Genomic DNA, 13,863 nt, shown 5'->3' with positions numbered 1-13,863 from the left:
AATTCACATTCTAGATTTTTCTACTTTAGCGCAAAGTTGCAAAAGTCTACGAATTCGCCCTGCAACAGCATCCTTTGTGATTGGAGGATCTGCCAAGTGGCCAAGCTCTTCTAAGCTTGCGTCGCTGTGCTTAAGTCGCAACTTGCCAGCCATCAAAAGATTTTCTGGAATATCTTCTCCAAGAACGTCGAAAGCGTGACGAACCTTTTCGCAAGCTTCTGCAGCAGCCTTAGCGCTTCTACGCATATTTGCATCGTCGAAGTTTGCTAAACGATTTGCCTTACCGCGCGCTTCACCGTCTGAACGCTTGCCTGTCCACTCTCTAGAAGACCTAGGAGCACCAATCAGATTAAGCATACGCTCAATAGCGTCTGAATCACGCAAAGTAACGCGCTCAGAGCTTTTAACCTTGCGAGCCTTTGCACCAACACCCAAACGAGCGGCCATAGTCTGTAAAGCGGTTGCAGCTTCGTGCGTTGGGCAAACAATCTCTAGATAACTTGCCTTTCCAGGATCCGATATAGCACCATGAGCTATAAACGCTCCCCTCCATGCAGCTTTGATTTGGGCAATGCTTCCTCCAACAATCTCTGGAGCTAAGCCTGCAACAATATGCATACGACGATCTAGCAAACCAGATTGCAGCGCCAAAGCTGCGGCTCCTCGATCAACAAGAACCTCATAACGAGTAACAACACCAGTAGGCGTTTGGCGAGAAATTTGAGAAATCTTTGCTTCTCTTTGAAAATAAGTCCCAAGTGTATCTACAAGCCACTGTGCTGCGTTTTGAGAGTCAAACTGCGCTCTAATTACAGCTTGATTATTAACTGGCCTTAAACCGCCAGCAAAACGCATCATCGCAGCCGCTTGAGCCATAACAACCGCTGGTTGGTCACTATTATTTGCGACGAGTTCGTTCTTTACGTCGTCAAGAAGAGCCAAGGGAAACCTCCTATTTTGTTCTTCTTAAAGTATGCGTTGGGATTCTTGCACGATGCCATTGCATGATGCTAAAAACATCTACATGCTCGGCTTTCTGTGATACCCAATGACTTGGACATTTTACCTTTTAACGCTTCTCTTATATTACATAAGCCTATAAGAGAAATTATATTAAGTCATGGATTTTATGTTCTAGGTCTCATCTCTCTAGCAGAAACAGTAACCTGCAATCCTCTTAATCTCAATCGTCTTGCAAGCTCTATGCTAATAGCAACAGATCTATGTTGACCACCCGTGCATCCAACTGCAATTGTTACATAATGCTTATCTTCTTTTGCAAAACCATCGATTGCTGTAAGAAGAGCTTTTTCGTAGGAATCCAGGAATTCTATTGCAGCTGGATTTTTAAGAACATAATCGCTAACTGCTTTATCTTTGCCGGTTAAATCTCTAAGTTCTGGCACCCAAAATGGATTTGGCAAAAATCGCATATCTGCCACAAAGTCGGCATCCATAGGCATTCCGTACTTAAATCCAAAGCTAAAAATGTGAACAGATACAGTAGAAGAGCCTTTTCCAAGCAAGCCTTCGTAAAGTTTTGTTGAAAGCTGATGAATGCTAAGAGTAGAAGTATCTATAATAATATCTGCACAATCCTTTAGATGACTTAAAAGCTCGCGCTCTTCTAAAATGCCATCAATAAGTCTTCCGCCACGCTGCAAAGGATGAGGCCTTCGTACAGACTCATATCGCTTAATAAGCACAGAATCAGATGCATCTAAAAATAGTATTCTAGTTTTTACGCCTAAATCATCTATATGACCTAAAACAACAAAGAGGTCGTCAAAATACCCTCTAGAACGAACATCAATCACTGCTGCAAGCTTATGCACTTTAGAGCCAGAAGATGTCATCATATCTACAAGCGGAATCAGCAGCTTTGGAGGAAGATTATCAATAACGTACCAACCCATATCTTCCAAAGCATTTGCAGCATGAGACCTGCCAGCACCGCTCATACCTGTAATAAGCATTACTTCAAAATCACTTGAAACTTGTGTATCTTGATTAATTGATGAAGCATTTTTTGAGTGCAAATTAAAAACGGAATTATGAGATTCCATCTTTTCTAGATCATTCTCAGAGCTCATAATGCCTCCTGCAATGCTTTTTTCATGCAACTACATATGTAATCGTAATCTGTAGCCTTGTCAGATTGCTGTTTGCTTAAGCATAAATCTTCACTCGAATCATCACTTGAATAATCACTTGAATGTCTATACTCAAAAGTCATGAGTTTTACTTGATCTAATGCCTGATACAAAAGCATTTCTTCCCCGCCAATGCCAATGCCGTATTTTCTCCAGACTTTAAGCATCTGGCTTGGCCGAGGGCTGTAAACAACGTCTAGCAAAGCTCCTAAATGGTTTATTGACTTTTCTTGGCAATATTCACACAAAGCGAGCGCCAATCCGTCTGCTACATGAGCTGGAACAGTGCTTATAACAATATCTGCGTTTGCAATTGCTTCAATTGCATCCAATGAAGGAATAGATTCTAGAATGTGAGATTTATCACATTTTTCTATATCTTGTGAATTGTCAATACTCAAAAGATTAATCGCAGGGAATTCTATACCGCAAACAGGCTTGTAGTCGCTTTTATTTTTAAGCTCTAAATTCTCTGGCTCTATTCTTCTGCTATTTGGAAAATCCGAGTTATATCTATCTACTAAATCGTTAAACCTGCTAACGCCTTTAACGGTTTTACCATCGCTGTGTAATCTTGCAATAACACTAACTTTGCTCAATTTTGAGCCTTGCGCAATTTCTATTAAAGCTGCCATTGCAGAAGACGCAGTGTTTCCACTGCCAATAATAACCGCACTTTTAGCATTTGATATTTTAGATTTTAAAGAGCGTATTAACGCCACTACAATTCCATTTACATCTGTGTTGCAAAGCTCAATCGACTCAGGGTTTTCTAAGCATGGCTTTTTACTAAACACAGCAGTATTTGCAACGCCAAGCGTTTTTGCCCAATAATCGCAAGCTACGCCTAGACTCATAATCGTTTTTTTAAGAGGCATTGTAAGGCTTAAGCCTTTCCAAGAATCGTCAAGATTCGCAATAAAATCTTTTAAGTCTTCTTCGCTAACTTTTTCTTTACTATAATGCCAATTATTTAAGCCCAACGCCTTGTAGGCAGCGTTGTGCAAAACTGGAGACAAAGAGTGCGATATGGGATTGCCCAAAACCGCGCAATTGTAGCATTTTTCAACCATTTTAACCTCTTTATTTATAAGTCTTTTATAAGTTTATGCGATTTTACAAATCCTTAGGATCTACGCTAAATTTTAGTTCACCGCTTTTTCTCATTGCAAAATGCTTTGCACATTCTTTTTTTAAACGATTAACTAATTCACCTCTGTATTCTAGTGGCACTCTTACAACTGCTTTAACTCTATCGTTTAGTTCTTCAAAACGCTGTGAATTCTGCTCGTGCAATGTTGATGGAGGCTTGATTGGAACAATGCCAAGCAAAGGTGGAAGATATTCGGATTCGCTAGAATCGCTAGAAACCACAGCTTCACTAGATTTAATTTCGACTTTTAACATTGGAAGACTTTCGCCCAATAAATCGCCATTTTTGCTTTCGACTTTTGCAATATCTTCACCCGCATAATCACCCATTGCTCCAATAGCATTAAGAGTATCTACAACAGCCTTCCTAAAACCCCATATTCTTGCAACGCAAACGCAAGGAGGCAAAAGTGCATCCGATCTTTCTTTAAGCTCTTGCTTTGAAAGAATAGAAGAATCCCACTCGTCTAGCGATTTAGCAAGAACATCGTAAGTTTCTCCCAAAATAAGCACGCTTCCACCTCTGTTTTTTGGAGCGCACATAGCAGCCGCTTTCATCCATGCGTTTAAAGTGTCTATTCGAGCATCCAATCCCGTGCTGTAAAGGCTTGCCCAAGCATCTAAAATTACAACCAGACCATATTCCCCGCAAGAATCTTTAGAATTGCTTAAAACACGCGGTTGCGAGCCAAGAGCGCTAATAACAATCATTGGCTTTTGCTCAATCCACTCAACAACACCACTTTTTTGCTTTGCGGAAGAAACAATAATCGGAACATTGTTAAAATGCTTAAACACTTCTTTAGCTGTAAAATTAACGCCTATTCGAACAGCTTCAATTGCTCCAGAAGCACTCGAGCAATTTGGGCATTTCCAGCCTATTGCAACGCTTCCACACCAAGCGCATTTAGGAGCTGAACCATCTAAAGGTAAGTCAAGCGGGCCAGTGCAACGACTACAGCGTGCAATGCAATGGCACTTTTTACACGCAGCTTTTTGAATAGCGCTGTCTTGGCAAGTGGCAAGCAAAACAGGCATTTTAGCGTCTAATGCTCGTCTTATGGCAGCTAAAGCTGTGTATGGAATTCTAGAGCCAACACTTGGGTCGTTTATTTTAGTTAAATTATCTGAATTCAAAAGACGAACCCACGGACTTGCATTTTGAACAACAGACTTAAAAGGCGTAACTTCTACCAAAGATCCGCTAACAGTAGGCGCTAATTTTTTGTTTTCAACTTCGCTTTGACTAATAACGCTTCTTGCAAAAGACATTGAAACAAATACGCCACCATGATTTTTTGCACGCAAACGCATAACGCCTCTAGCTTGCGCATAAGGCATCATGCCGTCTGCATACTGATATGCGCTATCTTCTACAATCACAAAAAGCGCTTGCCGCTCAACTGGCGCATACATTGCAGATCTTGTTCCTAAAACGCACGGAACAATGCCCTTTTCTATAGCTCTCCACGCTCTATACCTATCTGCTGGAGAATCATAAGCACAAAGCCTAGCTACATCACCACTTAAAGCGCCATTAGAATTTTGTGACTTTTTATAAGGTTTAAGACCATAAGCCATAAGCGAGCGCATAACATCGCTTACTTCTCGAATAGTAGGCAAAACAACAGCAACTTGACGACCTGCGCTTATAGCGGTTGCAATAATCCACGCTAAATCTTGAGCCCAGCGAAACGCGCCTGGTAAAGCATCTACAAGAAAAGCTTTGCAATTATTCGTTGTATTTAGCGTAAAATCATCTTTAGAATGTAAATAATAAGGTTTTTGAACGTTTTCTAGCGCTTGCTTTAATAAATCCGCGTTTTTGTAAGACGCAAGCATACGGTCATCGGTTGTTTTTGTAAGATTTTCCGATCCGCTATATTGCATAGCTTTGTAGTCATCTGTAGATTTTAGACTTTTACAAAAATCATTAGTCCATTTTTCCCTTTTAGACATGTGAATATCGTCTAAAAAATTCTCTTTATCTACGCCAGCAATTCTTTTTGGCAATGCCAGACGAATAATATTCGCCCTAGTTCCGCCATAAGCTTCTGCAATTGATGAAATATCTTGCATAAAAGATTTAGACGCAACTTTTTCGCCCGAGATAATCTTTTCAATAAATTTTAGGGAAGATTTTGGCGTTTCGCTTGAATCGCTTCTACTCCAAATGATTCCATTAACGCGTCTTGCCCCAAACTTTACGCGAACCATAACACCAGGCTTTGCGTCTTCGTCTTGCGATTGGCTAACAATGTAGTCGAATGTTTTACCTAGATGCAATGCTTGAACGTCTAACACAACATGTGCAATAGCACAATTATCCGCTGGAGTTGGCGTTATGCCAGCTTTCTTTTTTCTACGCGGCTTTTGCGCTAATCCATCTAAAGATGGCTGAAGTGTTGGCTGATCAAGCATTAACACACCTTTTCAATCAGTTTTTTAACGATTTTACCTCATTTTTAATCTGTTCAACGCGATTCAACTCTTCCCAAGGAAACTCAACATCGGTTCTACCAAAATGACCATATGCAGAAGTTTTTGAGTAGATTGGGCGAAGCAAATCAAGCTCGTCTATAATTGCAGCTGGGCGCAAATCAAAGACTTTGCGAACGATTTTAGAAATATCCGAACGTGTGATTCCATTGGCTTCGGTTCCAAATGTTTCTACGTTTATGCTAACAGGATCCGCCATTCCAATCGCGTATGCGACCTGCACTTCTACTTTATGAGCCAAACCTGCAGCGACAAGATTTTTAGCAACCCAGCGCGCAGCGTATGCTGCAGATCTATCTACCTTGCTTGGGTCTTTTCCAGAAAACGCTCCACCGCCATGATGAGCAGCTCCGCCATAAGTGTCTACAATAATCTTTCTGCCAGTTAAACCAGAATCTGCAGCAGGCCCACCTAAAACAAACGACCCGGTAGGATTTACAAGCATTCTATAATCGCTATAATCAACGCGATTTTCTAAGACTTTACTAAGAACAGGCTCTACAACATTTTTAACAAGCTGTTCTCTAAGCCAATCAACGCTTACGCTTGGATTGTGCTGAGTGGAAATCAAAACGGTATCTAATCGAGTAGGCTCTAGATTTTCGTTATATTCGATTGTTACCTGCGTTTTACCATCTGGCCTAAGATTTGGCACAATCCCAGATTTTCTAACATACGCCAATCGCTGAGCAAGCTGATGAGCAAGATAGATTGGAAGAGGCATATAAGTGTCTGTCTCGTCGCTAGCGTAGCCAAACATAACGCCTTGGTCGCCTGCTCCTTGGCTCTTATAGCGTTCTTCTTTAGACGCTAAGCTTTCGGATTCTAAATCTAATCTAGAAACACCCTGATTTATCTCTGCGCTTTGCTCAGTTAGCGAAACCATTACACCGCAAGAATCAGCATCTAGGCCAACCGAAGAACTGTTGTAACCAACTTCGCGCACAACTTTTCTTACGATTCCAGGAATATCTGTGTAGACTTCTCCCCTAACCTCACCAAAAACAACAAATTGACCTACGCAGGCACATACTTCCACCGCAACATGTGCATGAGAATCTTGACGAAGCATATCGTCTAAAATTGCATCTGCAATCTGATCGCAAAGCTTATCTGGATGACCTTCCGTAACTGATTCTGCAGAAATAAGTTTAGACTCTTCCATAATTCCCCTTTAATAAATCAAGTGCATTAAAACAATCGCAGCCGCATACCCAACACGCAATCGTAAGCGCACGGATAATACGGCTGCAATCAAACAGAAAGAAAACTTAGTTTCCTTCGTTCACATCATCTTCACCAAGATTTTCTACCAACAAACCTTTGTTAATCTCACGGAATGCAATAGAAAGAGGCTTTTCTTGGTTTCTGTACTCAACAAGAGGACCAACGTTTTGCAACAATCCCTCGTTAAGCTGTGTGAAATAAGAATTAATCTGCCGTGCTCGTTTTGCGGCAAACAAGGCAAGCGCATACTTGGAATCCGCATGCTGCATTAAATCATCAATAGGCGGATTTGCAAGTCCAGTAGGTGTTGGCTTAGTGCCCAATGCCATAATGTTCTCCATATTCTATGGTGCCACAATAGTTTCCAAAAAGCCTATTATAAGCCATTGCGCGGATATTTAAAACGCAAATCTAAATTAACCGAAATTAATCTAAATTAATCTAAATCGTATTCTTTAGCGATTATCTTCCAAAGTTCATCCGCTGCTCTTTGAGCATCATCATTAACAATAACAAAATCAAACTCACTTGCAGCAGCCATTTCTACTTTTGCGGTTTGCAATCGCTTAGCTTGCTGCTGTGGTGTTTCTGTTCCCCTGCCAATAAGACGACGCTTAAGCTCCTCGAAGCTAGGAGGCGCAATAAATACATATACCACTTCTAGGCCGAGTCTAGAAGATTCCTGCTTTACTCGTCTAGCTCCCTGAAGATCAATCTCTAGAAGAGTTGGAACATTCTGCGCAAGGTGATCTAAAACAGGCTTAAGAAGAGTGCCATAATGAGCCATTCCATGAACAAGAGCCGTCTCTAAGAATTCACCGTTCTTTTGCCTTCTAGCAAACTCTTCTTCGTCAATAAACCAATAATGAATGCCATTAAACTCGTCATAGCGAGGCTTACGAGTAGTTGCAGAAACAGAAAGCCAGATATTAGGGTGTTTTTCGCGCAAAAACCCCTCGACTGTTCCTTTTCCAGCAGCAGTAGGGCCGGTAAGAACAATTAATCGCCTTTTTTTGGCGGTTACACCCTGATTCTCGTCTGTACTAATCATATCTGACTCACTTAAATCGTTCTTACAATTTTTATTAAAGCTCTAACAATACTTTAACATCGAAAAAACTTTATAAAAGCATTATAAGATACCCATAAACAGTTTTAACAGTTTAAGAATCCATCAAAGCTTGACGAATATCCCACGCAATTCGTTCGGTTGCAGCAGATAATGCTCCAATATCTGGTCCATGCGAAGCAATGGATCTAGAAACTGTTACCAAAACGTTTCCGTGAGTGCCTGCAAAAACGGTTTTTAAGTCGTTAGCCTCCGCACCTTGCCAGCCGTAGCCTGGCGAAAGAATAGGGCCAGTAAAACTTGTTAAGTCTATTCCACCGCCATTCATCCAATCGCCAATAGTTGCTCCAACAATCAATCCAACAGAACCCATGCCTTTTGTATTGTTGTTAAAAGTTTGCGCAGTTTGAGCAATACCGTGAGCAACAGTTGTGCCTCGATAGGAACCCGTTTGGCGAATTGCTGTTTGCAAGCTTGCGCCTTCTCGATTAGACGTTAAAGAAGCAATAAATACGCCCTTGCCATTATTAAGAGCTTCATTAATAAGCCCGCCCATAGACCTAGCGCCGTAATACGGAAGAAGTGTAATTGCATCTGTAAGAAGAGGTGCTCCAGGCTTAAAATAAGCGTCTGCTAGAGCAGAAATTGTTGTAGACAACCCGCCGTGACCGCAATCAACAATAGTGATTACGTCCATTTGCCTTGCAGCATAAAGCACTCGCTCGAGCGCCGCAAATCCCTTAGACCCGTAGCGCTCGAACATGCTTGATTGGAATTTTACGGCAGCAGCCCTGCCATTCATGGCTTGAAGCATACGCATGGAGAACAATTCTGCTCCTTGAGCGTCCATATTGTATCCCCAATTAAGCAGCATTTTGCGGTGTGGATCTATGCCAACGCATAATGGCCCATACTTTGCCATAGCGTTTTTTAGACGCAATCCAAAATCAGATCTTTGCGCCTGCAGTTCCTGCTCTCGTATGCTTTCGGTCATGTATTAAGCCCGACTTTCTTCGTTTTCTGCCTTTTCGATTGCAAACAGTTGCTTGGCATGCTCCTGAATGCTCATCACCTGGTAATCGTTGTTCTTAACGGCTTCTATAGCCATAAGAACTGGTGCAAACTCCGTAATCGTAGTGAACTGCGGAAGGTCTGCTGCAACAGCAGCTGCACGAATAGCATAACCATCCGTACGCGACCCTCTGGAATTCGGCGTGTTTAACACCATGTCAATCTTACCATTTTCAATCAGCTCAACCACGTTTTTGCCGATTCTTTCGTGAGCAGTCTCAGCATTTCGTACATCCTTCGCCGTGTCGCCTTGGCTTGAAAGCTTGTCAACAATCACGGAATCAATGCCGTAGCGGCGAAGCACAGATGCTGTACCTTCTGTAGCCCAAATTGTAAATCCAAGCTCCACAAGACGCACTGCAAGAAGAGGCAATTGCCTTTTATCCGCATCGCTTACCGACACAAACACGTTGCCGCTTGTAGGCAAACCGCCCTTGTATGCAGCAAGCTGACTCTTGGCAAAAGCATGCGGGAAGTCACGGTCAAAGCCCATAACTTCTCCAGTAGAGCGCATTTCTGGGCCAAGCAAAATGTCAACTGTGCGACCAACAGGCGTGCGGAAACGCTTAAATGGAAGTACAGAAGCCTTAATCGCAACTTGCTGGCCTGGGTGAATATCTCCACCATCTCCCTTTGGAAGAAGCAGCCCGCGCTTTCGCTGCTGTGCAATTGTCTCTCCAGCCATAATTCGAGCAGCAGCTTTAGCAAGAGCAACACCTGTAGCTTTAGAAGCAAACGGAACAGTTCTAGACGCTCTAGGATTTGCCTCAATTACATACAAAGTGTTTGCCATAAAAGCGTATTGCACGTTAATAAGACCGCGAACCGAGCAGCCTTGAGCAATCGAAAGCGTGCCCTCCCTAAGACGGCGAATTTGATCGTCGGAAAGCGTGCTTGGAGGAAGCGTGCAAGCAGCATCGCCAGAGTGCACACCAGCCTCTTCAACATGCTCCATAATGCCGCCAATATAAAGCTCATTGCCGTCGTAAAGAGCATCAACGTCAATCTCAATAGCGTCTTGCAGGAACTTATCAATCAAAAGAGGCGAAGGCAAGCGGCCAGACACAACGGTATCTGCTCGAGCTTCTTGCAAAGCGCGATCCACGTATTTTGCAAGCTGAGCATCGTCATACACGATTTCCATTCCTCGCCCACCAAGCACGTAGCTTGGTCGCACAAGAACAGGGTAACCGATTGCGTGAGCAGCATCTTTAGCTTCTTCAAGGCTTAAAGCCGTGCCGTATCGCGGAGCGTTCATGCCTTCTTGGCGAAGAACCTCGCCAAAAAGCTCACGATTTTCCGCCAAATCAATGGCCTCAGGCGTAGTACCCAAAATTGGAACTCCAGCAGCTTTAAGACGAGCCGCAAGCGAAAGTGGAGTTTGACCACCAAGCTGCACAATCACACCTTTAACTGGGCCAAGCTTCTTTTCTGCTTGATAAATCTCAAGCACGTCTTCGAAAGTAAGAGGCTCAAAGTAAAGACGATCCGACATATCGTAGTCTGTAGAAACCGTTTCAGGATTGCAATTAACCATAATGGTGTCGTAATCCTTGCCCAATTCCTGCACAGCGTGCACGCACGTGTAGTCAAACTCAATACCCTGGCCAATTCTGTTTGGACCAGATCCAAGAATAATCACAGCTTCGCGATTGCGCGGCTTAAGTTCACTTTCTTGAGCGTAGCAAGAATAGTAGTAAGGCGTTACAGCATCGAACTCTGCAGCGCAAGTGTCAACCGTTTTGTAAACAGGATGCAATCCATACGCCCAACGAAGCTCGCGAACCATGTTCTCGCCTTCGTCGCCAAGGTTACGCAAATGCGCAATCTGAACATCCGAAAGGCCTGCAAGCTTAGCGCTCTTCAAGACTTTTGGTGTCAAATTTTCTGCTTCACGAACCTCTAATGCCGTTTTGTTAATTAACGAAAGCTGCTCAACAAACCACGGGTCAATCTTTGTTGCCGCAAAAATCTGCTCTGGAGTTGCTCCACCCCAAAGAGCTCGCTGAATTTGCAAGTAGCGATGCTCTGTTGGCGTATGCATTTCTTCAAGAAGTCTATTAACTTCTTCTTTGCTCGGGCGCTCGCCATCCCAGTTAAAGCACGCGTGGCGCTTGTCGATTGAGCGCATTGCTTTTCCAAGAGACTCCTGGAAGTTTCCAGCCAAAGCCATAGCTTCGCCAACTGACTTCATAGACGTTGTAAGCGTAGTATCTGCTCCAGGGAATTTTTCAAATGCAAAACGTGGAATCTTTGTTACAACGTAGTCGATTGTTGGCTCAAAGCTTGCAGGAGTTGAACGCGTAATATCGTTTTGAATTTCATCCAAAGTGTAGCCGAGCGCAAGTTTTGTTGCGATTTTTGCAATCGGGAATCCAGTTGCTTTAGATGCCAGAGCCGAAGATCGCGAAACTCTAGGATTCATTTCGATTACGATTATGCGACCAGTCTTAGGGTTGATTGCAAACTGAATATTGCATCCGCCTGTATCAACGCCTACGCCTCGAATAATCGCAATGCCAATATCGCGCATCTTTTGATACTCGCGATCTGTTAGCGTAAAGCAAGGTGCAACTGTAATCGAGTCGCCCGTGTGAACGCCTACAGGGTCAACATTTTCGATTGGGCAAACAACAACAACGTTGTCTTTGGAGTCTCGCATAAGCTCCAGCTCAAATTCCTTCCAGCCTTCAATGCCTTCTTCAATAAGCACTTCGTCTGTTGGAGAATAATGGATTCCAGCTCCCGCAATGCGGTGCAATTCTTCTTGATTATGCGCAATTCCAGAGCCGAGGCCGCCCATTGTAAAGCTTGGGCGTACTACTACTGGGTATCCAAGCGATTCAACGATTTTATCTACTTCTTCGATTGAGTGAGCAATAAAAGATTTTGCGCTTTCCGCTCCAGCTTTTTCTACGACTTTCTTAAAAAGCTCGCGATCTTCGCCACGGTCAATTGCTTCAAGAGATGCGCCAATAAGCTCCACATTGTACTTTTTTAGTATTCCTGCTTTGCCTAAATCCATTGCAGCATTTAATGCCGTCTGGCCGCCCAATGTTGGAAGAAGCGCATCTGGCTTCTCTTTAGCAATAATGCGCTCTAAGATTGCTGTGTCTATTGGCTCAATGTATGTTGCATCCGCAAGTTCTGGATCCGTCATAATCGTAGCTGGATTAGAGTTTACAAGGATTACGCGGATTCCCTCTTCGTGAAGCACTCGGCAAGCCTGCGTTCCCGAATAATCGAATTCTGCAGCCTGACCAATTACAATTGGGCCAGAACCAATCACCATTACAGACTTAATATCAGCACGTTTTGGCATTATAAATTCCTTTTATCCCTTTATACCTACTATTTTTCGCTCTTATTCTTGTGATTTTGCATAAGTTCTACAAAGCGGTCAAACAAGTACGATGCATCGTGAGGCCCTGCGGCTGCTTCTGGGTGATATTGCACAGAGAAAGCTGGAATATCAAGGCATTGCAATCCTTCTACAACATTGTCGTTAAGATCTACGTGAGACACTATTACGCGACCAAAATGGCCATTTTCGTAGGGCGATTCAACAGTCTCGCCAATAGGAGCATCTACAGCAAAACCATGATTGTGAGCCGTAACTTCCACTTTTCCAGTGGTCACGTCTTTTACAGGCTGATTTACGCCACGGTGACCAAACTTAAGCTTGTACGTTCCAAAGCCAAGCGCTCGGCCAAGCAACTGGTTTCCAAAGCATATTCCAAAGAACGGGTAGCCAGCGTCTAGCACATTGCGCAATAATTCCACTTCGCGATTTGCCTGAGCAGGGTCTCCAGGGCCATTCGAGAAGAACACGCCATCTGCGTTAAGCGCTTGAAGCGACTCAAAGCTTATTGAGGAGCTTACAACGTGTACTCGGCAGCCACGCTGAGCCAAGCGATGAGGAGTCATTGCTTTTATACCAAAGTCCACTGCTACGACGGTGTAAAGCGGCTCTTTGCCTTCATAATCTCCACAAGGCTCAATCGTATACGTCTCTTTTGTGCTAACTTCGTCGGTTAGTCGCAAGCCTTGCATTTGAGGAGTCTGTTTAATCTCATTTACAAAAGATGCAACCGTACGAATTGCGCCAGTGGTTTTATCTATAAGTGCATCATTAGAAAAAATGCCAGCACGCATAACGCCAACTGAGCGTAAATGTCGTACCAGCATTCTTGTATCAATACCACTGATTCCTACAATACCTTGTTTTTCTAAATCATCTTCCAATGAACCAGTGGCTCTCCAATTGCTAACATTAGGGCTTGGAGCTTTTACCACGTACCCCGCAACCCATATTTTTGAAGATTCTGGGTCTTCGTTGTTTATTCCAGTGTTTCCTATGTGTGGGAACGTTTGAACCACTATTTGTTGATCATAACTTGGATCGGTAAGTGTTTCTTGGTAACCAGTCATTCCAGTAGAAAACACGATTTCAGCGCGTGTAGAACCTTTTGCGCCAAATGGTTTACCAACGTAAACCTGCCCGTCTTCCAATACTAATACTGCATCATCAGTGCCGAATCCGGCGAAGGTGTCGTTATAGCCCACCTTAACCCCCTTATGGCTTTAGGTTATTCGTGGCAAGTCTACTCAGATTGGCGGACGGCGACGCGCCGATAGATTGCAAAACAAAAATCCGCCTACTTTTTAAGCAAGCGGATTAACGCATTTTGC

At 43.3% G+C, this 13,863-nt stretch carries 10 protein-coding genes; all 10 read right to left on the bottom strand.

Translation table 11 applies throughout. The features are described 5' to 3' along the window. Positions 1-3 precede the first annotated feature (3 nt). The 10 genes from whiA to carA all read right to left on the bottom strand — a co-directional run bounded on the left by whiA (position 4) and on the right by carA (position 13,737). Positions 4-942 (bottom strand): DNA-binding protein WhiA, encoded by a 939-nt coding sequence (gene whiA / locus HMPREF3216_RS01740; RefSeq protein WP_060786662.1) that lies wholly within the window; start codon positions 940-942, stop codon positions 4-6. 185 nt (positions 943-1,127) lie between these two features. Then, positions 1,128-1,976, bottom strand: coding sequence for an RNase adapter RapZ (rapZ, locus tag HMPREF3216_RS01735; protein ID WP_230953851.1), 849 nt, complete (start codon positions 1,974-1,976; stop codon positions 1,128-1,130). 113 nt (positions 1,977-2,089) lie between these two features. Further along, positions 2,090-3,226 carry a shikimate dehydrogenase family protein gene (locus HMPREF3216_RS01730; RefSeq protein WP_060786661.1) on the bottom strand — a complete coding sequence of 379 codons (1,137 nt, stop codon included), beginning with the start codon at positions 3,224-3,226 and terminating at the stop codon, positions 2,090-2,092. 43 nt (positions 3,227-3,269) lie between these two features. Continuing rightward, on the bottom strand, positions 3,270-5,726 hold the full coding sequence (locus HMPREF3216_RS01725; protein ID WP_060786660.1) for a primosomal protein N' family DNA-binding protein: 2,457 nt from the start codon (positions 5,724-5,726) through the stop codon (positions 3,270-3,272). A gap of 16 nt (positions 5,727-5,742) precedes the next feature. Then, a complete protein-coding gene (gene metK, locus HMPREF3216_RS01720) occupies positions 5,743-6,969 on the bottom strand; it encodes a methionine adenosyltransferase (RefSeq protein ID WP_060786659.1) in 1,227 nt (408 codons plus the stop codon). A gap of 106 nt (positions 6,970-7,075) precedes the next feature. Next, positions 7,076-7,360 (bottom strand): DNA-directed RNA polymerase subunit omega, encoded by a 285-nt coding sequence (rpoZ, locus tag HMPREF3216_RS01715; protein ID WP_060786658.1) that lies wholly within the window; start codon positions 7,358-7,360, stop codon positions 7,076-7,078. Positions 7,361-7,467: 107 nt separating this feature from the next. Next, positions 7,468-8,082 carry a guanylate kinase gene (gmk, locus tag HMPREF3216_RS01710; RefSeq protein ID WP_060786657.1) on the bottom strand — a complete coding sequence of 205 codons (615 nt, stop codon included), beginning with the start codon at positions 8,080-8,082 and terminating at the stop codon, positions 7,468-7,470. 112 nt (positions 8,083-8,194) lie between these two features. Continuing rightward, the gene (gene pyrF, locus HMPREF3216_RS01705; RefSeq protein ID WP_060786656.1) at positions 8,195-9,094 is read right to left on the bottom strand and encodes an orotidine-5'-phosphate decarboxylase; all 900 of its coding nucleotides are present in this window, start codon (positions 9,092-9,094) and stop codon (positions 8,195-8,197) included. 3 nt (positions 9,095-9,097) lie between these two features. Further along, positions 9,098-12,493 carry a carbamoyl-phosphate synthase large subunit gene (gene carB, locus HMPREF3216_RS01700; RefSeq protein ID WP_060786655.1) on the bottom strand — a complete coding sequence of 1,132 codons (3,396 nt, stop codon included), beginning with the start codon at positions 12,491-12,493 and terminating at the stop codon, positions 9,098-9,100. Between the two features lie 29 nt (positions 12,494-12,522). Continuing rightward, positions 12,523-13,737, bottom strand: coding sequence for a glutamine-hydrolyzing carbamoyl-phosphate synthase small subunit (gene carA, locus HMPREF3216_RS01695; protein ID WP_060786654.1), 1,215 nt, complete (start codon positions 13,735-13,737; stop codon positions 12,523-12,525). Positions 13,738-13,863 lie beyond the last annotated feature (126 nt).

Source organism: Gardnerella vaginalis, assembly GCF_001546455.1.
GTDB classification, from domain to species: Bacteria; Actinomycetota; Actinomycetes; order Actinomycetales; family Bifidobacteriaceae; genus Bifidobacterium; species Bifidobacterium vaginale_B.
The sequence above is the reverse complement of the archived record's forward strand: the minus strand, read 5'-3'. Positions and strand labels throughout refer to the sequence as shown.